The sequence below is a fragment of the Ideonella sp. FW305-24 genome, assembly GCF_058788035.1.
In genome coordinates this window covers 746211-771762 of record NZ_JBYTAI010000001.1, presented here as the reverse complement: position 1 = coordinate 771762, position 25552 = coordinate 746211, and the positions used below count along the sequence as shown (strand labels likewise).

At 66.6% G+C, this 25552-nt stretch carries 25 protein-coding genes; 19 read left to right on the top strand and 6 right to left on the bottom strand.

Annotated elements, in window-relative coordinates:
- Window positions 1–300 precede the first annotated feature (300 nt).
- The 8 genes from AC3WR5_RS03400 (at window position 301) to AC3WR5_RS03365 (ending at window position 9212) form a co-directional block, all read left to right on the top strand.
- Window positions 301–1014 carry an ABC transporter ATP-binding protein gene (locus AC3WR5_RS03400; RefSeq protein WP_141287056.1) on the top strand — a complete coding sequence of 238 codons (714 nt, stop codon included), beginning with the start codon at window positions 301–303 and terminating at the stop codon, window positions 1012–1014.
- 106 nt (window positions 1015–1120) lie between these two features.
- Entirely contained in the window at window positions 1121–2107 is a 987-nt protein-coding gene (locus AC3WR5_RS03395; protein WP_492481863.1) for a PQQ-dependent catabolism-associated beta-propeller protein, read from the top strand.
- A complete protein-coding gene (locus tag AC3WR5_RS03390; protein ID WP_492481861.1) occupies window positions 2104–3258 on the top strand; it encodes a type 1 periplasmic-binding domain-containing protein in 1155 nt (384 codons plus the stop codon). The genes AC3WR5_RS03395 and AC3WR5_RS03390 overlap by 4 nt, the downstream gene beginning before the upstream one ends.
- Before the next feature lie 50 nt (window positions 3259–3308).
- Window positions 3309–4196: an ABC transporter permease gene (locus tag AC3WR5_RS03385; RefSeq protein ID WP_492481859.1), complete on the top strand. Its 888-nt coding sequence runs from the start codon at window positions 3309–3311 to the stop codon at window positions 4194–4196.
- Window positions 4193–5191, top strand: a complete 999-nt coding sequence (locus AC3WR5_RS03380) for a tripartite tricarboxylate transporter substrate binding protein (RefSeq protein WP_492481857.1) — start codon at window positions 4193–4195, stop codon at window positions 5189–5191. Before AC3WR5_RS03385 ends, AC3WR5_RS03380 begins: the two co-directional genes overlap by 4 nt.
- Window positions 5181–6179 (top strand): sensor histidine kinase, encoded by a 999-nt coding sequence (locus AC3WR5_RS03375; RefSeq protein WP_492481855.1) that lies wholly within the window; start codon window positions 5181–5183, stop codon window positions 6177–6179. Before AC3WR5_RS03380 ends, AC3WR5_RS03375 begins: the two co-directional genes overlap by 11 nt.
- Window positions 6176–6817 (top strand): response regulator, encoded by a 642-nt coding sequence (locus AC3WR5_RS03370; protein ID WP_492481853.1) that lies wholly within the window; start codon window positions 6176–6178, stop codon window positions 6815–6817. Before AC3WR5_RS03375 ends, AC3WR5_RS03370 begins: the two co-directional genes overlap by 4 nt.
- A 103-nt stretch (window positions 6818–6920) precedes the next feature.
- Window positions 6921–9212 carry a TonB-dependent receptor gene (locus tag AC3WR5_RS03365; RefSeq protein WP_492481851.1) on the top strand — a complete coding sequence of 764 codons (2292 nt, stop codon included), beginning with the start codon at window positions 6921–6923 and terminating at the stop codon, window positions 9210–9212.
- A 407-nt stretch (window positions 9213–9619) separates the two neighbouring features.
- Here AC3WR5_RS03365 and AC3WR5_RS03360 read toward each other — a convergent pair whose 3' ends face one another.
- The 4 genes from AC3WR5_RS03360 to AC3WR5_RS03345 all read right to left on the bottom strand — a co-directional run bounded on the left by AC3WR5_RS03360 (window position 9620) and on the right by AC3WR5_RS03345 (window position 13320).
- Entirely contained in the window at window positions 9620–10045 is a 426-nt protein-coding gene (locus tag AC3WR5_RS03360; protein ID WP_492481849.1) for a hypothetical protein, read from the bottom strand.
- A gap of 56 nt (window positions 10046–10101) precedes the next feature.
- Window positions 10102–10449: a hypothetical protein gene (locus AC3WR5_RS03355; protein ID WP_492481847.1), complete on the bottom strand. Its 348-nt coding sequence runs from the start codon at window positions 10447–10449 to the stop codon at window positions 10102–10104.
- Between the two features lie 368 nt (window positions 10450–10817).
- Window positions 10818–12029 (bottom strand): hypothetical protein, encoded by a 1212-nt coding sequence (locus tag AC3WR5_RS03350; protein WP_492481845.1) that lies wholly within the window; start codon window positions 12027–12029, stop codon window positions 10818–10820.
- A 25-nt stretch (window positions 12030–12054) separates the two neighbouring features.
- Window positions 12055–13320 carry a hypothetical protein gene (locus AC3WR5_RS03345; RefSeq protein WP_492481843.1) on the bottom strand — a complete coding sequence of 422 codons (1266 nt, stop codon included), beginning with the start codon at window positions 13318–13320 and terminating at the stop codon, window positions 12055–12057.
- A gap of 354 nt (window positions 13321–13674) precedes the next feature.
- Between AC3WR5_RS03345 and AC3WR5_RS03340 the strand changes: the two genes are divergently transcribed.
- From AC3WR5_RS03340 to AC3WR5_RS03330, 3 genes are all read left to right on the top strand, one after another.
- Window positions 13675–14070: a hypothetical protein gene (locus AC3WR5_RS03340; protein WP_492481841.1), complete on the top strand. Its 396-nt coding sequence runs from the start codon at window positions 13675–13677 to the stop codon at window positions 14068–14070.
- The gene (locus tag AC3WR5_RS03335) at window positions 14067–14294 is read left to right on the top strand and encodes a hypothetical protein (protein WP_492481839.1); all 228 of its coding nucleotides are present in this window, start codon (window positions 14067–14069) and stop codon (window positions 14292–14294) included. Before AC3WR5_RS03340 ends, AC3WR5_RS03335 begins: the two co-directional genes overlap by 4 nt.
- Window positions 14295–14429: 135 nt before the next feature.
- Window positions 14430–14831 (top strand): hypothetical protein, encoded by a 402-nt coding sequence (locus AC3WR5_RS03330; RefSeq protein WP_492481837.1) that lies wholly within the window; start codon window positions 14430–14432, stop codon window positions 14829–14831.
- A 363-nt stretch (window positions 14832–15194) separates the two neighbouring features.
- On the opposite strand, the gene AC3WR5_RS03325 is transcribed toward AC3WR5_RS03330, so the two are convergent.
- Window positions 15195–15803 carry a hypothetical protein gene (locus AC3WR5_RS03325; protein WP_492481835.1) on the bottom strand — a complete coding sequence of 203 codons (609 nt, stop codon included), beginning with the start codon at window positions 15801–15803 and terminating at the stop codon, window positions 15195–15197.
- Between the two features lie 343 nt (window positions 15804–16146).
- On the opposite strand from AC3WR5_RS03325, the gene AC3WR5_RS03320 reads away from it, so the two are divergent.
- The 6 genes from AC3WR5_RS03320 (at window position 16147) to AC3WR5_RS03295 (ending at window position 22364) form a co-directional block, all read left to right on the top strand.
- Window positions 16147–17169, top strand: coding sequence for an AAA family ATPase (locus AC3WR5_RS03320; RefSeq protein WP_492481833.1), 1023 nt, complete (start codon window positions 16147–16149; stop codon window positions 17167–17169).
- Window positions 17170–17186: 17 nt separating this feature from the next.
- Window positions 17187–18056: a DUF58 domain-containing protein gene (locus tag AC3WR5_RS03315; protein WP_492481831.1), complete on the top strand. Its 870-nt coding sequence runs from the start codon at window positions 17187–17189 to the stop codon at window positions 18054–18056.
- On the top strand, window positions 18053–18958 hold the full coding sequence (locus AC3WR5_RS03310; RefSeq protein ID WP_492481829.1) for a hypothetical protein: 906 nt from the start codon (window positions 18053–18055) through the stop codon (window positions 18956–18958). Before AC3WR5_RS03315 ends, AC3WR5_RS03310 begins: the two co-directional genes overlap by 4 nt.
- 120 nt (window positions 18959–19078) lie before the next feature.
- Entirely contained in the window at window positions 19079–20116 is a 1038-nt protein-coding gene (locus AC3WR5_RS03305; protein ID WP_492481827.1) for a vWA domain-containing protein, read from the top strand.
- Window positions 20107–20664 carry a hypothetical protein gene (locus AC3WR5_RS03300; protein ID WP_492481825.1) on the top strand — a complete coding sequence of 186 codons (558 nt, stop codon included), beginning with the start codon at window positions 20107–20109 and terminating at the stop codon, window positions 20662–20664. Before AC3WR5_RS03305 ends, AC3WR5_RS03300 begins: the two co-directional genes overlap by 10 nt.
- 2 nt (window positions 20665–20666) lie before the next feature.
- Window positions 20667–22364, top strand: coding sequence for a vWA domain-containing protein (locus AC3WR5_RS03295; RefSeq protein WP_492481823.1), 1698 nt, complete (start codon window positions 20667–20669; stop codon window positions 22362–22364).
- 59 nt (window positions 22365–22423) lie between these two features.
- Here AC3WR5_RS03295 and AC3WR5_RS03290 read toward each other — a convergent pair whose 3' ends face one another.
- Window positions 22424–23404, bottom strand: a complete 981-nt coding sequence (locus AC3WR5_RS03290; protein WP_492481821.1) for a LysR family transcriptional regulator — start codon at window positions 23402–23404, stop codon at window positions 22424–22426.
- A 120-nt stretch (window positions 23405–23524) separates the two neighbouring features.
- Between AC3WR5_RS03290 and AC3WR5_RS03285 the strand changes: the two genes are divergently transcribed.
- On the top strand, window positions 23525–24991 hold the full coding sequence (locus tag AC3WR5_RS03285; protein ID WP_492481819.1) for a form I ribulose bisphosphate carboxylase large subunit: 1467 nt from the start codon (window positions 23525–23527) through the stop codon (window positions 24989–24991).
- A gap of 25 nt (window positions 24992–25016) precedes the next feature.
- Window positions 25017–25436, top strand: coding sequence for a ribulose bisphosphate carboxylase small subunit (locus tag AC3WR5_RS03280; RefSeq protein WP_141290150.1), 420 nt, complete (start codon window positions 25017–25019; stop codon window positions 25434–25436).
- Window positions 25437–25552: the final 116 nt, after the last annotated feature.

Below are 25552 nucleotides of genomic sequence, written 5' to 3'. Positions count from 1 at the left end.
GTCCGCGTTCGTCCCAGGCCCCGCGCCGTTCGAAATTCGGGAAATCCCTTGGATGTCTCACCCGTGCCGCGCGACGCCGCATGGCGCCATCGCGTGCCGGCTCTGCGCATCGCGCAACGCTTGTCGTCACTTTTGGCGCAGAGTGTTCCACTGTGCCTTCGACCGAAGGGCGCAGCGCCTTGTTGCGCTGCAGTGATGAGTGCAAACGCTCGGTCAAGGGCGCGGAAGTTGCAGTAGTGTCTGTCCCGAAGACGTCGCGCTGAACACTCTGTTCAAGTCGATCTGGAACCCCCGACCTTCATGCTGCGAACCACCGATCTCACGAAACGCTATGGTCAGACCATCGCATTGAAATCCTTGACGCTGCAGATCGGTCGCGGCGAGTTCGTTGCGTTGCTGGGCCCCAACGGCGCCGGCAAGTCCACGCTGTTCCAGGTGCTCACAGGCTTGTTCGCGGCCGACGGCGGCGAGGTCGAAGTGGCCGGCCATTCGCTGCGACATTCGGCGCGCATCGCGTTGCGCCACATCGGCGTCGTATTCCAGCAGATCGCGCTCGACCTGGACTTGAGCATCCGGCGCAACCTGCTGTTCCAGGCGGATCTGCAGGGCGTGCCGCGTCGCGTCGCGCTGGCGCGCATCGAGGCTGGCTGCGCACGCCTCGGCTTGCCCGCCGATCTGGACCGAAAGGTGCGCGAGCTCTCAGGCGGCAATCGGCGAAAGGTGGAACTCGTGCGCGCCGGGCTGCACCAACCCTCGGTGCTGCTGATGGACGAAGCCACCGTGGGCCTGGACCCGAAGTCGCGCCGCGACCTGCTGCAGGCCTTGCACGCCGATGTGCGCGAGCGCGGCGTGAGCGTGCTGTGGGCAACCCACTGGGTCGAGGAGGCCGAGGGCGCCGACCGCGTGCTGGTGCTGCACCAGGGCGCGCTGCTGGCCGACGGCACGCCCGCCGAGGTGACCCGCGCGCTCGGCGAAGCGACGCTCGAAGCGGGCTTCATCAAGCGGACCTCATGAGCGCCCCCAGACCTGCCGCTACGCGTCAGGCCCCCCGAGGGGGTCAAGAAAACTTGGGGCTGCCCTGCGTCTTCTCATGAGCGCCCCACAAGAAAGACCTGGAGACATGGATTTGAAGCTGATCCGGAAAACGACCTGCCTTGTGGGGCTGACCCTGTGGCTGGCGGGCAGCGTCTTCGCCCAAGCGGCGCCGGGCACGGTCTATGTGTCGAGCGAGAAGGACGACGCGTTGACGATGATCGACCTCGCCACGCTGGCCGTCAAAGGAACGATCGCCACCTGCAAGCGCGGCCGCCACCTGCAGCTCACGCCCGACCGCAAGCTGATGCTCGCGTGCTCGGACTCTGGCGTGGCCGATCTGATCGACCCGGCGACCGGCCAATCGCTGCGGCGCATTCCGCTCGGCGACGACCCCGAGGCCTTCGACCTGTCGCCCGACGGCAAGACCATCTACGTCTCCAGCGAAGACGACGCAACGGCCGTTTTCGTCGACGCGGCCACCGGCAAGAAGCTCAAGGAGGTCAAGGTCGGGCAGGAGCCAGAGGGCGTGAAGGTCAGCGCGGACGGCAAGGTCCTGTACATCACTTCCGAGGTCGCCAGCCTCGTGCATGCGATCGACACCGCCAGCGGCAAGATCATCAAGAACATCAAGGTCGGCAAGCGGCCACGCCGCATGGCGATCACGCCCGATGGCAAGGAGCTGTGGGTCACCTGCGAGCTCGACTCGGGCGTCACCATCGTCTCGACGGCTGACCATTCGGTGCTGGCGACGCTGAAGTTCGAGGTCAAGGGCGCCCGCGCGCAGGACATCACACCGGTGGGCATCCAGATGTCGCGCGACGGCAAGCGCGCGTACGTCGCGCTCGGCAGGGCCAACCACGTCGCCTTCGTCGATGTGGCGGCACGCAAGGTCACCGATCTCGTGCTGGTCGGCAAACGCGCATGGAACGTCGCGCTCGACAAGGATGAAAAGCGCTTGTTTGTCGTCAACGGCCTGAGCGATGACCTGACCATCGTCGACGTGCCGGGCGCGAAGGCGATCAAGACCGTGCCGGTCGGGCGCGTGCCCTACGGCGTGGTGGTCGTCGAATGAGGGGCGCGCTGCTTGCGCTGATCCTGTCGTCGGCCTGCTTCGGCGCCGCGGGGGCGACCTTGAAGGCCACGCTGATCAGCCCCGAGAACGACCCGCGACTGGACCGCACGAGGACGGAGCGCGCCTACCTCGGTCACCCGGGAGGTCCCGCCGCCGACGGGGTGCAGGTCGCGCTCGACGAAGGCGGCTTCGAGCTGGAGGCCGCCGGCGCCTCGGTGGTGCTCAGCCCGGCCACGGCTGGCTCGGTGGACGCCGCGCGCGCCGCTGCGCAGGCGGCCGAGAAGGCCGGCGCCGCGCTGATCCTGACCGACCTGCCGGCCGCCTGGACGCTCGCGGTGGCCGATGCGGTCAAACTGCCGGTGCTCAACCTCGGCGCACCCGACGACCGGCTGCGCCAGCAGGATTGCCGGCCGCGCCTCTACCACCTGCTGCCGAGCGAGCGCATGCGCGCCGATGCGATTGCGCAGACCCTGGTGTCGCGCAAATGGAACAAGCTGTTGCTGCTTGTCGGCCCGGGCGCGCAGGACCAGCTGCGTGCCGCAACCGCGCAGGCCTCGATCAAGCGCTACGGGCTGCAGGTGGTGGCATCCAAGCCCTTCAAGCTCTCGACCGACCCGCGCGAGCGCGACCTGGCCAACCCGCTGCTGCTGACCGCGGGCAACAACTACGACGCAGTCTGGATCGTCGACAGCGACGGCGAGTTCGCGCGCAGCCTGCCCTACCGCACCGTGCTGCCGCGGCCGGTGGTCGGCGATGCAGGCCTGGTTGCGCTGGCCTGGCACGCGCAGTTCGAGCGCTACGGCGCGCCACAGGTCTCACGCCGTTTCTTCAAGGCCGCGAAGCGACCGATGACGGACAGCGACTGGGCCGCGTGGATGGGCGGCAAGACGCTGCTCGCGCTCGCGACCTCGACGCCGAAGGGCCCGAGTGCAGCGTGGGCGCAGGCGCTCGCGAAGACCAGCGTCGACGGTTCCAAGGGTCTCGCCCTGAGCTTTCGCACGTGGGACGGCCAGCTTCGCCAGCCCCTGCTGCTGACCGATGGCCAGGGTGTGATTGCGCAGGCGCCGATCGAAGGCCTGCTGCACCCGACCGACGTGCTCGACACATTGGGCGCCGACGCTCCGGAGAAGCTATGCAAGACGCCCCGGTGAGAGATGACGACCCCTCGACCGGCGGGTACGCCGATCGATCCCCCGAGGGGATGCCGGCCCGCTTGGGGCGGCCCGGCGCCGGGCCGGCCGCGCCTGTCGAGGTTGCCACACGTCGAGGCATCGCGCATGCGCTTCAGGCCTTGCAGGCCATCGTCATGCGCGAGCTGTTCAAGTTCTCGCGCCAGACCGGGCGGCTGGTCTCGGCGCTGGTGCGGCCGCTGCTGTGGCTTGCGGTGTTCGCGGCGGGCTTTCGCAATGTGTTCGGCGTCGCCATCGTCGAGCCCTACGACACCTACATCCCTTACGACGTCTACATCGTGCCCGGCCTGGTCGGCATGGTGCTGCTGTTCAACGGCATGCAGTCCTCACTGGCGATGGTCTATGACCGCGAGATGGGCCTGATGCGCCTGCTGCTGACGGCGCCGCTGCCGCGCCCGTGGCTGCTGTTCTCGAAGCTGTGCGCGACTGCGCTGCTGTCTGTGCTGCAGGCGCTCGCGTTTGTCATCGTCGCCGCGTTGATCGGCACCGAGCTGCCGCTGTGGTCGCTCGCCGGCCTGCACGCGCTGCTCGCGCTCGTCTGCGGCGCGCTGATGCTGGGCGCGCTCGGGCTGCTGCTGTCGGTGTACGTGAAGCAGCTCGAAAACTTCGCCGGCACGATGAACTTCGTGATCTTCCCGATGTACTTCCTGTCCACCGCGCTCTACCCGCTGTGGAAGCTGCAGGAGTCGGGCGCCGAGTGGGTCTACCAGCTGGCACGCTTCAACCCGTTCACGCATGCGGTCGAGTGGGTCCGCTTCGCGCTGTATGGCAAGGACCCGGGCGCGGCGCCCTATGTCGTGCTCGGCTGCCTGGTGGTGTTCTTCGTGGTGGCCTGCTGGGGCTACGACCCGCAGCGCGGCTTCGGCGGATTGACCAAGCGCGGCGGAGGCGCCGGATGATGCGCTCCCGACGCCACTGGCTGGCCGCAGCCGGCGGGCTCGCGCTTGGCGTGGGCGGGCTTGGCGGGCTTGGCGAGGCGCGCGCCGCGGCGCCGTATCCATCGCGCCCGATCACGCTGTGGGTGCCCTGGCCGGCCGGCGGCGCGACCGACATCTCGCTGCGCCTGCTGGCCGAGCTCGCATCGCGCACGCTGGGCCAGACGGTCGTCACCGACAACCGTGCCGGCGCCGGCGGCACGCTGGCGATGAACGTCCTGTACCAGGCTGAACCCGACGGCTACACGATCGCCCAGATGCCGCAGCCTGTGTTCCGCGCGCCCTGGGTCCAGAAGGTGTTGTGGGACCCGGTCCGCGACGTGACGCCCATCATCCAGGTGTCCGGCGTGACCTTTGGCGTGCTGGTCCCTGCCGGCAGCGCGCTGCGCAGCCTCGATGACCTGTTTGCCTATGCCCGCGCGCACCCCGGCGAATTGAGCATCGCGACCAACGGTGTCGGCACCACGCCGCACCTGGTGCTCGAAGACCTGTTCACGGCGCGGGGCCTGCGCTACATCCATGTGCCGTACAAGGGTACGGCCGAGCAGATCACTGCCATCATGGCCGGCCAGGTCATGGCCGGGGTCAACTCGACCGGTTTCGGCCCGGCCGTCGATGGCGGCCGCCTGCGACTGCTGGTGATCTTCTCGGCGCAGCGCTCCAAACGCTGGCCGCTGGTGCCGACCCTGCGAGAGCTCGGTTTCGACATCGTTGCGATGTCACCCTACGGGCTGGCCGGGCCGCGCGGCTTGCCTGCGCCCGTCGTCGCGACCCTGCACGATGCGTTCAAGCGCGCGATGTTCGATCCGCGCTTCATCCAGGAACTCGCGAAATACGATCAGGAGATCGACTATCTCGGTTCCGAGGACTATGCACGCGCGTGCCGCGAGATCTATGCCCGCGAGCGCATCAACGTCGAGCGTCTGGCGACGCCGCAGGCCGCTTCCCATGGTGGGTGAACCGACGACGCGCCCGGGCGGCCGGCCGGCTGCGTCTCGCTGGCGCAGCGACCTGTGGATCGTGCTGGCGCTGGCGCTGGCGTGCTACGGCCTCTCGCGGGTGCTGAACCTCAGCGAGTGGCTGGTCGCACAATCTGGCCCGTACGAGCGCTGGCAGCTTGACGAGCTGCCGCTGACCGGCATGGTGTTCGCCTTCGGCGTGGCCTGGTATGCGTGGCGGCGCCGGTACGAGACCGAGTCGGCGCTGCGCGCGCGCGAGCAGGCCGAAGCGCGCGCCTCCGAACTGCTCGCCCACAACCGTGAGCTCGCGCAGCAACTGCTTGCGGTGCAGGAGAGCGAGCGCCTCGCGCTCGCCCGCGAGCTGCACGACGAATTCGGCCAGCGCTGCAGCGCGATCCTGATCGAAACCGCCTGCCTTCGGCGCTGCGCTGCCGATGATCGCGCCGCACTGCTCGGTGCTGCGGCGCGTGCCGACATCGCGGCGCAAAGCCTCTACCAGCTCGTGGGTGGCCTGCTGCGCCGCTTGCGGCCGGCGAACCTGGACGCACTCGGCCTGGTCGCGGCGCTGCAGGAGCTGTGCGAATCGTGGGAAGAGCGCAGCGGCGTGGCCTGTGTGCTGCACCGCGAGGACATGGCCGAGGCACTGCCGGAGCGCGTCAACATCGCCGTCTACCGCGTCGCGCAGGAGGCGCTGACGAACGTGATGCGGCACGCCCACGCGAATCAGGTGCGGCTGGTGCTCGCACGCGAGACCACGGGCGGCGTGTGCCTCAGCGTTGCCGATGACGGCTGTGGCATGGACCCGGCCCGTGCGACGCGCGGCCTGGGCCTGCTCGGTGCGAGCGAACGTGCCGCGGCACTGGGTGGCGATTTGCGGGTCGAGAGCACGCCCGGCGCTGGCGTGCGGCTGAGCCTGCACATTCCGCTGCCTGCTGCTGTCGCGCCGGCCGCCGAGCAGGCGACGGTGAGTGCGAGGGCCGTCGCATGATCCGCGTGCTGCTGGCCGATGACCACCCGGTCGTGCGCAGCGGCTACCTGCGGCTGCTCGAACAGGCGAGCGACATCCGCGTGATCGCCGAAGCCGCCACCGGCGAGGCCGCCTACAGCGCATTCGTGGCCGACCCGCCCGACGTGCTCGCGACCGATCTCGCGATGCCCGGCGGCGGCGGCCTGGCGCTCATCCGGCGCGTGCTGCTGCGTGCGCCTGCGGCACGCATCCTGGTGTTCAGCATGTACGACAGCCCGCCGCTTGTGCGCCAGGCGCTGGATGCCGGCGCGCGCGGTTTCCTGACCAAAGCTGCTGCGCCGCAAGGCCTGGTTGACGCGGTGCGCGCGCTGCATGCCGGCGAGCGCTACCTCGGCGCCGACCTGGCCGCCAGCCTGTTGCAGCGCGACCCGGCGCGCGAGGCCGAGCGGCTCGCCGAGCTGAGCCTGCGCGAGTTCGAGATCTTTCGCATGCTCGCGCTGGGCCATTCGCCGGCCGAATGTGCGCAGGCGCTGAAGCTGAGCCCGAAGACGGTTTCCAACCACCAGACCGTCATCAAGGAAAAGCTCGGGGTCACGACCTCGGCCGCGCTGGCCCATCTGGCGATCCGCCATCGCGTGATCGGCAGCGCGCTGGTCTAAGTGAGGTTCGCGCGCCACGGCGGCGCAGCCCGGGAAGTTTTCCCTGTCGCTGCCGCCAGCCTCTTGATACGGTCGGTGCAAACAACAAGCTCCGGAGACCCCGATGCAGTACCTGCCGTGCCGCGCGCACCACCGTCCTCTGGCCCTGGCCGCGCTGATCGCCTGCGGCCCGGCCTTGCATGCGCAGACCTTGCCTGCCACGACGCTGCAGACGGTCGAGGTCGTCGGCACGACGCCGCTGCCCGGCACCGGCGTGCCCAAGGACCAGATTCCGTCGAACGTGCAGACGGCCGACGGCCAACGCCTGCGGCAGCTGCAGAGCCTGAACCTGCCCGAGTTCATGGCCAGCCAACTGGCCAGCGTCAACATCAACGAGACCCAGGGCAACCCGTTCCAGATGGACGTGAACTACCGCGGCTTCACCGCCAGCCCCTTGCTCGGCACGCCGCAGGGCCTCTCGGTCTACCTCGACGGCGTGCGCGTCAACGAACCCTTCGGCGACGTTGTCAACTGGGACATGATCCCGAGCGGCGCGTTGGCCAACGTGGCCTTGCTGCCCGGCTCGAATCCGCTGTTCGGTCTGAACACGCTGGGCGGCGCACTGGTGCTGCAGACCAAGAGCGGCGACACCCATCCCGGCGGCGAGCTGGAAGTGCGCGGCGGCTCGTTCGGGCGGGTCAGCACCGAGTTCAGTTATGGCCAAAAGCTGGGCGAGCACGGCCACTTGTTCGCCGCGCTGGGCAGCTTCGACGAAGACGGCTGGCGCGCGCACTCCCCGTCCCGCGTGCGCCAGTTGTTCGTGAAGGGTGGCGAACATGCACCGGACTACTCATGGGACCTGAGCCTGCTGCACGGCCAGAGCCGGCTCATCGGCAATGGCCTGCTGCCGGAGTCCATGCTGGCGCAGGACCGCGCGCAGATCTACACCCGCCCTGACCAGACCCGCAATCGGGTGACGATGCTGTCGCTGAACGCGACACGCCAGTTCGGCAACGGGTTCGAGCTGGCCAGCACCGTCTACGCCCGCCGCGTGCGAGCCTCCACGGTCAACGGCGACCTGAACGACGACTACGACCCGCCAGACACGCCCGAATCGGGCGTCGAGAACCGCACCCGCACCAAGGAACGCAGCGAGGGCCTCGCGCTGCAGCTGAGCAAGACTGCCGGTGCGCACCGGCTCAGCGTCGGCCTGTCGTACGACCGCGCGCGCAACGACTTCGAACAGAGCGAGGCTGAAGGTGTGCTGGACGCGACCCGCGCCGTGGTCGTGACGGAGGACGCCGAGACCAACGCATTGATCGCCGGCACCAGCCGCACCGCGAGCGTCTTCATGTCCGACATCGTGACCCTCGCGCCGGGGCTGAACCTCACGCTCTCGGGTCGCTACAACGACACGCGGGTGCGCACCGACGACCTCGGCCGCAGCACCCTGGGCCTGGACACCACACTGGACGGCGAAGGCCGGTTCAAGAAGTTCAATCCGGCGGCAGGGCTGACCTGGCGACTCACGCCGGCACTGACCGCCTTCGGCGGCTTCAGCCAGGGCAACCGAGCACCCAGCCCGATCGAGCTCGGCTGCTCGGACCCGGACAACGCCTGTGTGCTGCCGAATGCGCTGCAGGGCGACCCACCGCTGAAGCAGGTCGTGGCGCGCACGCTGGAGGCCGGGCTGCGTGGCAGCATCGGCTCCGACATGCGCTGGAACGCGTCGGTGTTCCGCACCGAGAACCGCGACGACCTGCTGTTCATCAGCAACGGCCGCTCGGCCGGCTACTTCACGAACTTTGGCCGCACGCAGCGGCAGGGCGTGGAGCTCGGCGTGTCGCAGCACACGTCCGTGGTCGACTGGCGCCTGTCTTACAGCCACTTGCGGGCGACCTTCGAGTCGTCGGCCTGCCTGCTCGCGGCCGCCAACAGCAGCGCGGGCACGAGCCCGGCCTGCGCTGGCGCTGACGAGATCGAGGTGCGCCCCGGCAACCGGCTGCCGGGCCTGCCGGCGCACAGCCTGAAGCTCACCGTCGACGCGCCCCTGCTGCCGGACTGGCGTGTCGGCGCGCAGCTTGCCGCGTATTCCAGCCAGTTCGCGCGCGGCAACGAGAACAATGCCCACCAGCCCGACGGCGTCGAGTTTTTCGGCGCCGGCAAGGTCGGCGGCTTCGCGCTCGTGAACCTGACGACGAGCTGGACGCTGGGCGCAGGCTGGGAGCTGTTCGCGAAAGTCTCGAACCTGTTCGACCGGCGCCATTCGAGCGGCGGCTTGCTGGCGGAGAGCGCCTTCGATTCGCGCGGCAACCTGCTGGCGCCCGCCGAGTGGCGCAACGAGCAGTTCGCCGCTCCCGGTGCGCCGCGCGCGCTGTGGATCGGCGGGCGCTGGCGCTTCGGCGCATCGGAGTGATGTGCCTGTCGGCAGTCGCTTCTCACGCATGCCCAAAATGACCGACCCAGCGGATCAAGGCCATGGCAGCGAGCACATCACGGCACCTTGAACTGCCGTCTCACTGAACATTGAACTCTCCGAAGTTCGTTTCACTGAAGATGAAATCTTCCGCTCACTGCCGCTGACCGCTTGAGGCTGCTGCAGTCGCTCGGTTTCTGCAGTCCGGCGACCGCTGTCTGGAGCAGCTGTCATTCGACCGATTGATCGTGGAATGGCCGCTGCACTTCCAAGACCAGCCCTTCAGCGGAACTGGCGACCGGGGCAGCCAAGGCCCGCGACGACGTTCGGGGCAGCGGCAGCTTCGAAGGGCCGTGAACTGGCGGTATCGACCCTCAGCGGAAATTCGCAGCCTTAAATTCAGCGCCTCAAACCGGACGTACTGCAGTTCCCTGTTGCGACTGAACAGGCAAACCATGTCGGTCGCAGGGCACCGCTTTGAAGTTGTCGCTGACGCACCAGGCGACGATGCGCTCGATCTGTGCCGAGGTGATTTCGGTTGCCTCAGCGGCCGCGACCTTCGGTCTCAGGCGAATGCGTACCCCAGACTCGACAGGGTGCGCCGAAGTAGGAAACCCGGCGCCGATAACCTGGATCGGCCCGAAGACGATCATCGCCACGCCACCGACAGTCTGTCGATCTACCCGCAGAACGATGTCGAAGCCATCCTTCGCTGTGATGCGCACAAGCTCACAGGTGACAGGAGACGGGTACGGCTTGGCCAAGAGCGGATAGCCATCGGAGACGAAGGCTTCCCAAGAATACTGGCGGTCATGCACCTTGACGAATTGCATTGCGTTGAGTCCCACAGCGGAAACCGTCGAACGTCGGCTCCCGGCCGGTCGAAGCCTCAGACATCCAGAGGGATATGGTCGGCGTCAGCGCCCCGGAACTTCTCGTGAACCTCTTCTGGTGAGAAGGCACGGGCAAGCACATCCTTCGGATAGACAGCACCGTTGCGACGCGCTTCAAGGATGCGCTCGACAGCGTCAAGGGAGAGTCTCGGGCCCACGAGAGCAGTTGCGACGCTGGTGATCTCAGTCCTTCGCGCCAAGAACCGCCTGAGTTGCTCGAACGTCAGGCCAATCTCATGTGCTGCTGCGATTTCAGCGCCAACTTGCATCGTGAAGCCGCGCCCCTTGGAGCTTTCGCCCGTCATCAAGCGATGGAACTCTTCGCAGTATTCGGTGAGAGTCATGCCGGTCCTTGTACCAGGAATTTTCCACACGCCCCAATGGGCCTTCGGTCGGCATCACGAAAGCAGACCTTGCCGAGCGACGGCATGCGGCCGGGACTACCAGTTCGCAGACAGCTCCGGGAGCTGACGTACGGCCTGACCAAGCCTGAGCGACCGGTTCTTGAGACTGCGAGCTCACTTTGCCGACCCTGAGCAGATCTTCGAATCGCCGATCTCGCTGCCGAAAAGCGGTCGCTCATGATTGGTCTGTTGCTGCGACGGGCGGTCCCGCAAACTATCGGAAGTCGCAGTTATCACTAGCGGCGATCTCGAGCGATCGATGCCGCGCGTCGTATGCTGGTGACCCACTCTCTGCGACCATCGCTGGCCTACAGAAGCGGATGCTGATTCGCGTCGCTCGATTGCTCGGCTGGCGATTCGACAGATGACCCTTCATCCGGTCGGTCTTTTAACGCCTGAGTCTTCTCCTCTAGCGCCGTTTCGGAGGTTGCTGTCAGTTGAGGTTGATCAGTTGCCGCGTGGCTTGAAGAAGCAGATATCGAAGCGGGCGGTTCCTGCGCCGGCGTGCCGCCATCGACCACAATGGGGAGCGAGCTGCGCTTGACACCGACGAAGTCAGCGAAGACGCCAAGAATGGAGCGCGTCTCTAGGCTCATGACAAACCGCTTGGGATCTCCAGATGTGTGTGCCGCTGCTTCCAGCTCTCTCGCAGCGCTAAACAGGTGCTGTGCATGGTGCTCGCGCATAAAGTACTCGGCAATTACTTCCGCGCGAATTCCAGCGAGCCTTCTTTCCAGTTGCTGCCGCGCTTGGGCGGCAATGGCTTTGCCGTTCTGCATTCCTTCGGAAAGGGCTTCTAGCGCGGTCTGAATGCTAGCTTGGACCCTTCCGTCACCCGAGTCGCCAAAGATCACGCCATTGACTAGACCTTCGTGGCGGTTGTCCACATCACTGAAAACGAACCGCTCAAGGCCGATGTCCAACGCAACACAAGCGATGGCCGCCGACAACAGGGCGCATCGCAGCGCCGCTTCACGATGCTGGACCCGTACCTCGACACGCTCGCCAAAGAACCGGAAGGCGAACATCGCTCGGTTGAAGGCGGCGAAACCTGGGAGGCTCGCGACCGCAGACTTTGCATCCCCAAGGATGCGTAGCCAATCACCATCCTGTTTGTGACCGGGGTTTTGCTGAATCAACTCAATCAGTTCCTCCAAGGTCAGGCGCTCGTCAATGTCGAGTTTCTTGGCTAGCCTGTCCAAGAAGTCCTTTGACAGCACCGCGATGTTTTGAGACTGTGCGAATCGAAGCAGCGATGGTGAACTATCTGTGGTCGCGACGATTGCGCGATCGCACTTCATGACAGTCTGAAGTCCTTTCACCCACAGCACTCGCTCGAAGGCCTTCGGGGACTTCTTGTTCTTGACGTCAACGATGGCCCGCACGCGCGTTGTCGCCGACTGCCGCGCGTACAGCCAGCTATCCAAGTCGGTCACATCGTTCTCTTCGTACTGAAACGGCACCGACCGCAGCGCAAAAAAGCCTTGTCGTGCGAAGTAGGCGCGCACAAGTTCTTCCAATGCGGGTCCTTTTCCTGGCGCCATCTCAGCCCCCACTGCGCAGGCGATCAAGCGCGCCCGTCACGAATGCTTTGTCTTGAAGCGTATGCCGCGCACGAACCTTGTGCCGGTTCTCGCTTGGACCCTGGAAGCTGGTGGCTGGCGACCCGTCGAGGAGCAGCGCGTCACTGGCGATGTTGTTGCCCCGGATCAGCGCACGGGCTAACTCCCCCACATCCTTCTTCAGCAGCGTCATGGTGCAGCGGCCACCGCCCTTGTTCTCCAGTTGGACAACTTGCCGTTTCTCCAACTCTTTGTAGTCTTCGGCTATCGCTCGCACGCCGTGTTGACCACCGACGGACATGCCGTTGATCAAGTTTCTAAGCAGAGCGTCGGGCCAGGCAATGCTTCCTCGCGCGGCATCACTGCGGGTCATGCCGTACGTCAGAGACGCGAGCAGTGCCTTTGCATCATCGACCGGATCGTCTTCGAACGGTCGGCCGTACTTCTGGAAAGCATCAGGAGAGGTCAGATATCCCACGGCCTCAGTGCTGTTGCTGACTTCCAACCTATCAAAGAGGCCAACGCCTACAAGGCGCCGGTAGAGGTCATCGCCCAAGATTCGCGTCGCTTCGATGTCCGAGACAGCTCCGCGCTGCTTGATTTTGTCCTGCAATTCAGTGAGCCGACTGCGTTCAGCTGCGCCTAGCGCTTGCATCAAGTTGTATGCTTTCGAGGCGTACCGTGCGTCCCGAAACGTGTTGCTGTTGAATAGGATCTGGAAGCCCCGGTCCTCGGACTGGTCCAGAATAGCAGCGGACCTGCAGACGTCGATCAGCGAATCCATGTCCCTGGACGCGATCTTGTACTGGTCGGAAATCTGCTGGGCGACAACTGCACGTGCCTCGGGCTTCTCGGCGACTTTCTCCGAAAGGTCGATGACGGCACGCTCTTCCATCGACGGGTTCGCGGCTTCGAAGATTCGCGCCGTCGCTTCCAAGACACCCTCAGTGGTCGCGCCCAGAATCGCGATATCGCCTGTCGCGGAGACCTCGATACGCCCCTCGGTCCGAAGCGTTCGAAGGCCGAGCTCTCGCGACGCGCGATCAATATTGTTCAGACGACAGATGTCGGTGACAGTCGCGGAATTGACGACCGGTGTGCGTTCGTCTAAGGAGCTGCGCCGCAACAGGTTGTAGAGCCGTCCGGTACGACCCGCGTACTGGATGTTCTCCAAGCGCCCCACGCCACTGACCGCGTCCAAGCTCTTCGACTGTGAAAGCAGCCATGCGCCTCTAGTTTTGTCGTCCATCTTGGTGCTCCCCGCACTTTCCCTCTAACTTCCACTATGCCATAGGGGAAGTCGGACGCTCTGTCTTGGCCATGGGTCAACGGCTGGTCGCCATGATGTTAAGCGCCGCTACGCTGATTAGCGACTACACGCACTTGTCGATACTCAGGCATGGCAGCATGTAGCAAGACTGTCGTTCGTGTGCGGCAGCTTCTGGCCGTGACTGAGAGTTCGAGGCCGCGCCAGAAAGCTGACTTCTGATGAGGCGCCAGCCAGGGTTGGCCAATGTCAGCTGACGGCAAGGTCCGCAAACTGGCGCTGCCGGCCATGAGCAGTCTTTGACGACGGTCAGCTTTCGTCTGGGTCCTCAACGTCTTGGCAAAAGGTTCGGATGTGACTCGTTTTAGACTGATGGTCGATAGGGCACTGGAAGACGGACGACTCGTGGTCGTCAATTGTTCGCGCGAGGACATTCCGCTCGGGACGATGTTCGCCGAGATGACGATGGAGGCGAGCGAGAGGGGCATGGGCAAATTCAACGCAGACCCCATCGGCTCAACTCCGGTCGTCGCGCTTAAGCTTGAAGCTGTGGAGTCCTGGCGAAAATCGCTTGAGGCAGTGCCGTACGGACACAACGCAGCGGTTCAACTCTCCGGGCCCGGCTTGGTGGAGCTTGTGCGACTCCTCTCGGACAAATCGAAGGGTGAGTACCTCTACCTGGCCACGAAAGGCAGCACGCCGTATGACCAGATGGGTACACACAACCAATGAAGATCGGTCCACGATACCTGCACAAACACTGCGCCTTCCCAGATGCCGCTGCAGAGAAGGCCGCGCTGTTGATGTCGCTGGAAGGTGCTCCTGGACTCATTTCGGTAGGGGACATTGAGCTTCATCACAAGGGAGGTCACCGCGCTTCTCTTGAGATCGACAGAGGCGCGCTCGACGACTTTCTCGGCCACATGGATTCGCAGGGCTGGATGGACGGACTATGACCCGGCTCCGGAAATCTTCCAGCAACCTTCAGATGCTGGTCTCGGCCAGGAGCTGACGGTCCCGACTCGCGGCTTTAGGGCAATCTCATCACGAGGTGATCTTGCGGTTTCTGGCTACTGGAACATGAGGCGTACATGGGCGTTGATATGACCTTGATCCCCGTTTCTCACGTGACCGCTGAAGGTGACCTGATCTGTCTCCATGCATTCGATCTGGACTTGAGTGGCGTGATCGCGCCGTTTTGGAATATGAAGATTGAACGGCACCACGGAAGGATCTTTTGGCCGATCGTGAAGGCGGGTGACGACGACGACGCGAACCCGTGGCGCGCTGCGCCTTATATCGGCGGCCAGTTGCAAGACAGCCGATTTGGCTGGGCAACAGAAAGTGCGGCGTTTGTGCTGGCGTCCGAAGTGCAGCAGACATTTGCGACGTTAGGTGAGCTGCTGGCCGACGCAAACGACTTCGAGAGGGCTGCCATAGCGTACGTGTCGGCGCTTGAGCCGAACACCAAAGTCTTCATGATCTCCTGGTAGTGGGCTCTGCTGCTGCTTGCTTTAAAGAGGCCGGAATCCGAAGGTGTTCGCACGCTTTCGGTTGGAAGCTGCAGTCGAGCCCATGATGCCCGCTTTCCGGCTGTGGGTCCGCCAGGGGCGATTCCGCAACGGGTCGATTCGAGCCCGTCAGGCCAAAGATGACCAGTCGTTCGCGGTCGGCGGTCGCGCGGTAGCAGTACGGTGGTCGGCTGTCCCACGCATTGCTGACACTCAAGGCGGCACTGGCTGCCGAGCGGGATGTCGGCTTGATGGCGCAGACCCGGCGTGCGACCAGCGGCGGCGACCGGCTCCTTGCGCTGCCAAGCAGTCTTGCCGGTCTTGGCCGATCTGACTCCCGGGTTGCTAGTCTTCGCTCTTCTCTCGGGCCCGAGCGGCTAGGGGGCTCGCCAAGCTAGCTAGCATGATGAACCGTTGATCTTCCGAGTCCAGGTGATCACCATGAAAGACTCGCTCCAGCAGCTTGAGCATGCTGAACGCGATGCTGTGTTCGGTGGCGGCGTCGGTGAGGCGGTCGATGGTTTCTGTGTCGTCCTCCGAGAGTCTGACTTCATCTCTCGGAATGGGAACCGTTCCGAGAGCCTGAATGATGCCAACCTGAAGATCCGGCATCACGGCCGCGGAGATCTCGTCGAGCCCAGAATTCGGTACCGCGAGCTCGATCAGGACGCTCAAGGAGTTGCTGAACCAGAACGTGTCCGTGCCCATCGGAGGGATGGCATGTACCCGAGCCAGATAGCGGACCGCGTTTTCGATGACGATGTCGTCGTCGCGCTGCCCGCGAACGAAGTCTTGATGATCTCTCGCGATGGCAAAGTACTTCGCCGCTTGCGTTTCGACGACGTCGCTCGAATCGCCGCCCGATCGCCACAGGACGGCGCGCGCCACCTCCTGACAGGCGGCGAACAGGCCTTGATCGGATTCGGTTGTCAGGTCCAAGGGCGGCATGGCCATGCGTGAGGTCTCCAGAGGCGCGGTGCGTCAAACTCAGTTTGCAAACGATGAGCTTACTCGGGGTCCCGGGGGACTTGGCCAAGCTGAACGGTGGTTCCCGCTGCAAAGCTATCAACCACCCAGCTGCCTAGGGATCGCCCGGCGGGCAGTTTGGCGGGTCCCCGAGCCCGAGCAGTTCCATCTTCAATGAAAGAAGTTCCACCTTGAGTGAGAACCGACATTGGTGCTCGGCTCAGCTCTTGCTTGTCTAGGCACTTCGTCGGCGCGAGCATTGCGCCCGTCCCGAGGGCGTGACAGAGTGTCTCGCACTCGGCAGTGCAGAGGCAGTGCAGAGAGGGTTTGCATGGATCGCAGCGATGCGCTGTTGCATGACTGGCGCGAACGTGCGCTGGCAGTCGAACGCGAAGTGAGCACGGCCGTGATGGGCCAGGCGCGCGTGATCCGCCTTGTCAACACCGCTGTTTTCGCACGCGGCCACGTGCTGCTGCAGGGCGATGTGGGCGTGGGCAAGACGACATTGCTGCGCGCCTTTGCGCGCGTGCTCGGCGGTGCCTACGCGCGCACCGAGGGCACCATCGACCTGATGCCCAACGACCTGATTTACTACACCTACATCAGCGCCGAGGGCCGGCCGGCGGTCGACCCCGGGCCCCTGATCGAGCATGGCGAAGACCTCGCGATCTTCTTCTTCAACGAGATCAACCGCGCCCGCCCGCAGGTGCATTCGCTGCTGCTGCGCGTGATGGCCGAGCGCAGCGTTTCGGCCTTCAACCGCGAGTGGCGCTTCCCGCACCTGCAGGTCTTTGCCGACCGCAATCGCGTCGAGCGCGAAGAGACCTTCGAGATCGCCTCCGCTGCGCGTGATCGTTTCATGATGGAGGTGACGATCGAGACGCCGGCGAACGAGGACCAGCGCCGCGCGCTGATGTTCGACCCGCGTTACCACGACACCGATGCGCTGGTCGCCTCGCTGGCCGGCGGCATGCTCGCTTACCGCGAGCTGAACGACATCGCCGCGCAGATCCAGCGCAGCGTGCAGACCTCCGAGCGTCTGCAGCAATATGCCCTCGAACTGTGGCGCGCAACCGCAGCGCCGGCCGACTACGGCGTGAAGCTCTCGGGCCTCGACACCGCGCAGCTGATGCTGGCCGGCGCGAGCCCGCGCGGCATGAGCATGCTGCTGCGCGCGGCCCGCGTCACAGCCTGGCTTGAAGGCCGCGACTACGCCACGCCCGAGGATCTGCAAGCCGTGTTCGACGTGACCATCGCGCACCGCCTGTGCTTTCAGCCGGTCTACGAGATGCGTCGGCCCGAGATCGCCGGGCCCTTGATCGCCGGCATCCTCGGCAGCGTCGCTGCGCCTTGAGAGACTGAAGGCTGATCATGGCCGACCTGCAGATGCACGCCGCAGCGCCGATACGCGAAGTCCACTACCGCGTCGATGCGCCCGTGGCGGGCCACTTTCCCGGCCACCATCGCAGCAGGCGGGGCGACAGCGGTTTCGAGTTCCGCGGCCATGCCTCGCTGCTCGACGCGCCCGATCCGCGCCGCCTCGATCTGCACGCCAGCCTGCGCGACCCCTTCGGCGACTGGCGCGTGCGCATCTACAGCCAGCGCAAATCCATCCCGGTCACGGTCGTCGCCGACCTGTCGGCCTCGATGGGCTTCAGTGGGCAGGTGCGCAAGCTCGCGGTGCTGGCCGACCTGGTCGAGAGCCTCGCCTGGTCAGCCTGGCGCACTGGCGACAGCTTCGGTTTTGTCGGCTGCGACAGCACGGTGCGTGCCGACCTGCTGCAGCCGCAGAGCCGCGCGCGCGGTGTCGGCGGCGAGCTCGCGCGCAAGCTGCGTCTGCTGCACCCCGAAGGGCGGGATGCGCACGGCCTGCGCCATGCGCCGGGCCACCTGAGCCGGCAGCGCACGCTGCTGTTCCTGGTCTCGGACTTTCATCTGCCGCTGGACGTGATTGCCGAGCTGCTCGACGCCCTGGTCCTGCACGAGGTCGTGCCGACCGTGCTATGGGACCCGCTGGAATTCACCCTGAGCGCGAAGCGCGGCCTGGTGCAGGTGATGGACCCCGAGAGCGGCCACCAGCGCCTGGTCTGGTGGCGGCCGGCTTTGCGTGCGCGCTGGGAGGCCGCGCACGCGCAGCGCCGCGAGGCCTTGTTGCAGCTGTTTCGCAGCCGGCGGCTCCGGCCGCTGTTCATCGAAGGTGGGTACGACGCCGAAGCCGTCACCCGCCACTTTCAGTCATGACGCAACGCGCCCCGACGCTGGCCGCCGCCTTGCTGATCCTGGCCCTGGTTGGCCAGGCGGGCGCCGCGCCGCAGACGCTTGGCGCGCGCAGTGACGAACCGCGCGCCTTCGGCTACACGGTGGGCGACGTGGTGACGCGCCGCATTGCGCTGCAGGTGCCCAGCGGTTTGAGGCTGGACGAGGCCTCGCTGCCGCGCGCCGGCAGCCGGGGCAGGGCGCTGGAGCTGCAGCGCGTTGTGCTGCGCAAATCGCTGACCGGCGTGCCCGAGGAACTGCAGCTCGACTACCAGGTCTTTCTCGCGCCGCGCGAGTTGCGTGTGCTGGAAATGCCTGCGCTCGTGCTGCGCTTCGAGGGCTCGCCGCGGGAGCAACAGCTGCGCATCGATGCCTGGCCGCTGACCGTCGCACCGCTCACGCCCGACGACCCGTCGCCGCGCGAAGGGCTGGGTGAACTGCGGCCGGACCTGGCCCCGCCGATGCTCGATACGGCCGCGGTGCGCACGCGCCTGGCGGCAGAGGCTGTGGTGATCGTGCTGCTGCTTGCCTACCTCGCGCAGGTCTACCTGGTTCTGCCCTGGTCGGCGCGGCGGCGGCGGCCTTTCGGGCGCGCGTGGACGGTGCTGCAGGCGTTGCCGGATGCACCTGACGCCGCGCAACGCCGCGCCGCCTACCAGCAACTGCACGCGGCCTTGAACGCGCTGGCCGGCGAGGTGCTGTTCGAACCCGGCCTGGCCCGCTTTGTCGCACGGCAACCGCGTTTTGCGCCGCTGCAAAACGAGCTTGCCGGCTTTTTCGCCCAGTCGCGCGCGGAGTTCTTTGGCAGCGGCCCGCAGGCGGGCGACATGCGCTGGCTGGTGGCGCTCTGCCGCCGCTGCCGCGACCTCGAGCGGGGGGCGGCATGAGCCCCGCCCGGCCGCCCGAAGGGGCTCGCACCGCAGTGCGTAGCACGAAGGTATGTCAATGAGCCCCGCCCGGCCGCCCGAAGGGGCTCGCACCGCAGTGGGCAGCACGAAGGTACGCCAGTGAGCTTCGACCAACCGCTCTGGCTGGTGCTGCTGCCGCTCGCGCTGCTGCCGCTGTTCGCCCGGACGCGGGGGGCCTTGCCCAATGCCTGGGCCGCGCTGCTGCCGCGCGACCGCGGCTCGCAGCTGCTGCACGGGCTGCTGCGCGGTGCGGCGGTGCTGGCGCTCGCGGCCCTCGTCGTCGGCATCGCCGGCCCGTACCGGCCCGAATACGAGGTCGAGCGGGTCGGCCGCGGCGCCGAGATCGTGCTGGTGCTGGACCGCAGCCGCAGCATGGACCAGAGCTTCGGCGGCGGGCGCAAGCCGTCGGTGAGCGGCACCGGGCCGGAGGCGCTCGACTACTACGCCAAGCTGCGCGCCAACGAGGCCCGCGAAACCAAGGGTGTGGTGGCGCGGCGCGTGCTTTCGGAGTTCGCGGCCAAGCGGCCGGACGACCGGTTCGGCATGATCGTGTTCAGCACCTTGCCCTTGCGCGTGCTCGAGTTCACGCAGAAGAGCGAGGTCATCCAGGCGGCGATCAATGCCGGCAACATCGGGCGGGGATTGTCCGAGACCAACATCGGGCTCGCGCTGGAGTCTGCGCTGTCCTCCTTTGGCGACCGGCCCTACACCGGCTCGCGCATCGTGATGCTGGTGTCCGACGGCGGCGACCGGCTGGATCCCGGCGCGCGGGACCGCATCGCGCAGCTCGCGCGCAAGACCCGGGCGGCCATCTACTGGATCTACATCCGCTCGGCGCGCAGCCCCGGGCTGCTGCCCGACCAGACCGAACCGCCGGCCAATGCAGACGCAGTACCCGAGTACTTTCTGCACCGTTACTTCCTGTCGCTGGGCACGCCTTACCGCCCCTACGAGGCCGGCACACCCGAGGCGCTGCAGCAGGCGATCGACGACGTGAACCGACTGGAGAACCTGCCCATCACCTACCAGGACACGATGCCGCGCCGCGACCTGTCGGGCTGGGGCTACGCCGCGGCGCTGGCCAGCGTGCTGTTGCTGCTTGGCGCCAACCTGCTGGAGCTGCGCAGATGGGCCTAGCGACTCGGCGCCGCACCCGCTGGGTCATCGCTGCGCTCGCGGCCGTCGTGGTCGCGGGCTTGTTCGATGCCACGCTGCTGTGGCGCGCGGCGCAGACCAATGCCGTGATCGCGAGCGGCCAGGCGGTGCCCGACGCACCGGGCCAGGCGCCGGAGCTGCGCTTCGCGCAGGCCTACGCACTGTCCCAGGCGCAGGCCGCGAGCGGTGCGCGCGACGCCGCGCTGAACCGCTACCGTGCCCTGCAGCCTGACCCGCGTGTGGGCGCCGCGGCCCGTTACAACAGCGCGAACCTGCTGGTGCGCCAGGCGATCGAGGTGCGCGCGAGCACGCAGCCTGGCCAGGCGATTGCGCTGCTCGAACTCGCCAAGGAGTATTACCGCGACGTGCTGCGCGACGACCCGGCCCAGTGGGACGCGCGCTACAACCTCGAGCGTGCGCAGCGCCTGCTGCCCGACCCGGACGACGACGAACCCGGGCCGCTCGGCCAGGAGCGCAACCGCGAGCGTGCCGTGACGACGATGCGTGGCTATTCGCCGGGGTTGCCGTGAACATGACCGGCCTCTCGCGGCGGGCCGTGGCATCCTGGCGCGGGTACGCCGAGCGCTGGCTGCTGTCGGGCGCCGCCTGCGCGCTCGCAGCCTGCCTGCTGAACCCGGGCTGGGTGGTCGAGAGGGCGCGCTTCGAGCACGTCATCGTGCTCGACATCACGCAGAGCATGGACGTGCAGGACGAGTTGCTCGACGGCAAGCCGGTTTCGCGGCTGGCCTACGCGAAGCACGCGCTGCGTGCTGCGCTGCTGCGACTGCCCTGCGGATCCAAGGTCGGCTGGGGCGTGTTCACCGAGTACCGGTCCTTCCTGCTGTTCGAGCCGGTCGAGGTCTGCGCCAACCTGAGCGAACTGCGCGCCACGCTGGCGAGCATCGACGGCCGCATGGCCTGGAGCGGCAACAGCGAGATCGCGAAGGGCCTGCACAGCGGCATCGATGTCGCCAGGCAGCTGCCGGGCCACCCGGCGCTGGTGTTCGTCACCGATGGCCAGGAGGCACCGCCACTGAACCCGCGCCATCGGCCGAGCTTCGATGACAAGCCGGGCGAGGTTGCTGGCCTGATCGTCGGCGTCGGCGATCTGCGCCCGTCGCCGATTCCGAAGAGCGATCCCAGCGGGCGGCCACTGGGCTTCTGGCAGGCCGACGAAGTGGCGCAGGCCGATCTCTACGGCCGCGGACGCGGGAGCAGCCTGAGTGGCGAGACCATGACCGACGACGGCGACGCCGCCCCCGCGCCGGCGCTTGGCGCGACGCCGGGCAGCGAGCACCTGTCGGCGTTGCGCGAGCCCTATCTGCGCCTGCTCGGCAGCGAGCGCGGCCTGGCCTTCGCGCGCCTGGCCTCGGCCGATGTGCTGGCGGCGGCGCTCACCGCGCCGGCACTGGCGAAGCCGACGCCGGTGCGGGCAGACGGCCGCGTGATCCTGGCCATGCTGGCGCTGGTGTTGCTGTTGGCGCGCTACGCGAAACTGCCGCGGCGCCTGGGCCGGCTGGACCGGCACGCGGCGGTTCGCGGGGCTCTGCTGGGTGTCGCGCTTTCAGGCGCGGTCGCGACGCCGCCCGCAGCGGCCAACGACCGCCCGTTCCAAATCGCGCGCACCGCGGTGCTCGAAGACGATGAGCAGGTGTGGTCGTTCGAGTCGTGGGTGCAGCGCCTGGGCAAGGTGCGTGGCCTGTCGGTCGAGCCGGAGTACACCTTCGAAGCCGGCACCTCGGTGCAGTTCGAACTGACGCGCCTCGATGATCGCCGCGGCAGCGAAACCGGCCACGAGGCCGAGGTCGAGTTTAAGCAGCTGTTCAACGACATCGCGCGCGACGGCTGGGGCTGGGGACTGAGCGCAACGCTGGCCGCAGAGCGCACCCACGACAGCGGCGGCACGCTGCCGTCGGTCGGGGTCAAGCTGCCGCTGTCGATCGCACTGGGTGACGGCGGTGGGTTCCTGCACTTGAATGTCGGCATCAGCAAGGCCCGCGACGCGCGCCGCAGTTGGAACGCTGCGGCCGGGATCGAACGCGAGCTGTTCAAGCGCACGCTGTTCTTCGCCGAACTGGCGCGTGAGAACGAGGCGACGTTCATGCAGGTCGGCGCACGCCACTGGCTGCACCGCGACAGGCTGGCGATCGACTTCGGCCTGCAGCAGCAGCGTGCTGATGGCCTGCGCACCTCGGGCTTTGTCGTCGGACTGGGTTGGTACGACTTGTAGCGCGCCGCCGCTGTGCGCACGCCGTGCGGCGATGTACCGTCTGCTGTTCGCGAAAGACCTCAGCCAGCCGCTTTCTTGCGGGCCGGCCGGCGCTTCGCAGCTGCAGGGCCTGGCGTCTGGCCCAGCTGGCGCTGGATCTCCGTCTGGCCCTGGTCGCAGAGAAATTCCTCGAAGGCCAGCGCCACATGCGGCAGTTGGCGGGAGGCCAGGTGCATCACGTACCAGTCGCGCACGATCGGGTTGTCGGCCACCGGCAGCAGCGCCAGCAGCCCGGCGTTGATCTCGAGCACGCAGGTGTGCATCGACAGGAATGCCGCGCCGAAGCCGGCCGCGCACATGCGTTTGATGGCCTCGTTGCTCGACAGCTCGGAGCCGATGCGCAAGGGCAGGCCCTGGTCCTTGAAGACGCGCTCGACCGTCGTGCGCGTGCCGGAACCGCGCTCGCGCACGAGGATTCGGGTCTCGGCGACGTCGGCCAGGGTCAGGCCTGGCATGGCCATCAGCGGGTCGGTGGGCGCGGCGAGGAAGGCCATGGGATGGCGCGCGAATGTGCGCGAGTCGGTTTTCAGTTCGGCTGGCGGGCGGCCCATGATCGCCACGTCGATCTCCTGGCCGGCGAGCATGCGCACGATCTCGTCGCGGTTGCCCACCTGCAGCTTGACCTTGACCTTGGGGCGGTCGTTGATGAAGGACACCAGCAGCGGCGGCAGCAGGTACTCGGCCGTCGTCACGGTGCCCACGCGCAGCGTGCCCGAGAACACGCCGCGCAGCGTGGCCATTTCCTCGCCGGCCTCGCGCCACAGGTCGACGATGCGGCTCGCGTAACCGGCCAGCAGTTCGCCCGCTTCGGTCAGGCGCACGCCGCGGCCGTTGCGCTGCAGCAGCGGCGTGCCGGCCGAGGCTTCGAGCGCGGCGATCTGGATCGACACCGCCGGCTGTGTCAAGTGCATTTCGTCTGCCGCGAGCGAGACGCTGCCCAGCCTCGCGACGGTGTGGAACGCGGTCAGCTGGCGAAACGTGGCGTTGCGGGTGAGTGGCATGGTGACATATTAGCTTTTCGAGATGTCAGAGCGAATAGTTTTAATTATTCCAAATCGTTGATCCTGCCTACATTGCACCCATCAGCTTTCACCGACACACCCAACAGCAGGGGAATCCAGATGGGCAACATGAAAGACGCAGTGCAGATCACCGACGCGAAGAAGCGTTATTCGGCGGGCGTGCTCAAGTACGCGCAGATGGGCTACTGGGACGGTGACTACGAACCGAAGCAGACCGACATCCTGGCGCTGTTCCGCATCACGCCACAGGACGGGGTGGACCCGATCGAGGCGGCGGCCGCGGTGGCCGGCGAGTCGAGCACCGCAACCTGGACCGTGGTCTGGACCGACCGGCTCACCGCGTGTGACATGTACCGCGCCAAGGCCTACCGCGTCGACCCGGTGCCGGGCATTCCGGGTCAGTTCTTCTGCTATGTCGCTTACGACTTGTCGCTGTTCGAGGAGGGCTCGATCACCAACGTCGCGGCCTCCGTCATCGGCAACGTCTTCAGCTTCAAGCCCTTGAAGGCGGCCCGGCTCGAGGACATGAAGTTTCCGGTGGCTTACGTGAAGACCTTTGCCGGCCCGCCGACCGGCATCGTGGTCGAGCGTGAGCGGCTCGACAAGTTCGGCCGTCCGCTGCTGGGTGCCACCACCAAGCCCAAGCTCGGCCTGTCCGGCCGCAACTACGGCCGCGTCGTGTACGAGGGCCTGAAAGGCGGGCTCGACTTCATGAAGGACGACGAGAACATCAACTCGCAGCCCTTCATGCACTGGCGTGACCGCTTCCTCTTTGTGATGGACGCCGTCAACAAGGCCAGCGCCGCGACCGGCGAGGTCAAGGGCAGCTACCTGAACGTGACCGCGGGCACGATGGAAGAGATGTACCGTCGCGCCCAGTTCGCAAAAGACCTGGGCTCGGTGATCGTGATGGTCGACCTGGTGGTGGGCTACACCGGCATCCAGTCGCTGAGCCACTGGTGCCGGCAGAACGACATGATCCTGCACCTGCACCGCGCCGGCCACGGCACCTATACGCGGCAGAAGAACCATGGCGTGAGCTTCCGCGTGATCGCGAAGTGGATGCGGCTGGTGGGCGTCGACCACATCCATGCCGGCACGGCGGTGGGCAAGCTCGAAGGCGACCCGATGACGGTGCAGGGCTACTACAACGTCTGCCGCGACACGCACACCAGCGTCGACCTGCCGCGCGGCGTGTACTTCGACCAGGACTGGGGCGCGATCAAGAAGGTGATGCCGGTTGCCTCAGGTGGCATCCACGCCGGCCAGATGCACCAGCTGCTGGACCTGTTCGGCGATGACGTGGTGCTGCAGTTTGGCGGCGGCACCATCGGGCATCCGCAGGGCATTCAGGCGGGTGCGACAGCCAATCGCGTCGCGCTCGAGGCGATGGTGCTGGCGCGCAACGAAGGTCGCAACCTCTTGGAAGAAGGTCCGCAGATCCTGCGCGACGCGGCCAAGTGGTGCTCCCCGCTGGCTGCCGCCCTCGACACCTGGGGCGACATCACCTTCAACTACACCTCGACCGACACCTCGGACTTCGTGCCGACCGCCTCGGTGGCCTGACGAATCGACGAAAGAGAGCACGAGCATGCGAATCACCCAAGGCACTTTCTCGTTCCTGCCCGACCTGAGCGACGAGCAGATCACCAAACAGGTCGACCACTGTCTCGCCAAGGGCTGGGCCATCGGCCTCGAGTACACCGACGACCCGCACCCGCGCAACACCTTCTGGGAGATGTTCGGCAACCCGATGTTCGACATCCAGGACGCCGCCGGCGTGATGCTCGAGTTGCGCAACTGCCGCAACACTTTTCCGAGCCACTACATCCGACTGAGCGCGTTCGACTCGACGCACGGCACCGAATCGGTGGTGGTGTCCTTCATCGTGAACCGGCCCAAGGAAGAACCCGGCTTCCGCCTGATCCGGACCGAGGAGCCTGGCCGCACGATCCGCTACAGCATCGAGAGCTACGCGGTGCAGCGCGCCCCCGAAGGTGCCCGTTACTGAGCGCCGCCATGGACACCGCACTTGCCGTCGGCGGGCCGAGCGCCGGGCCGCCCCAAGCCGGCCCGCGTCCCCTGGTGGGGCCGGCCGACGTACGCGTCGGGCCAGGGGCACCGGCT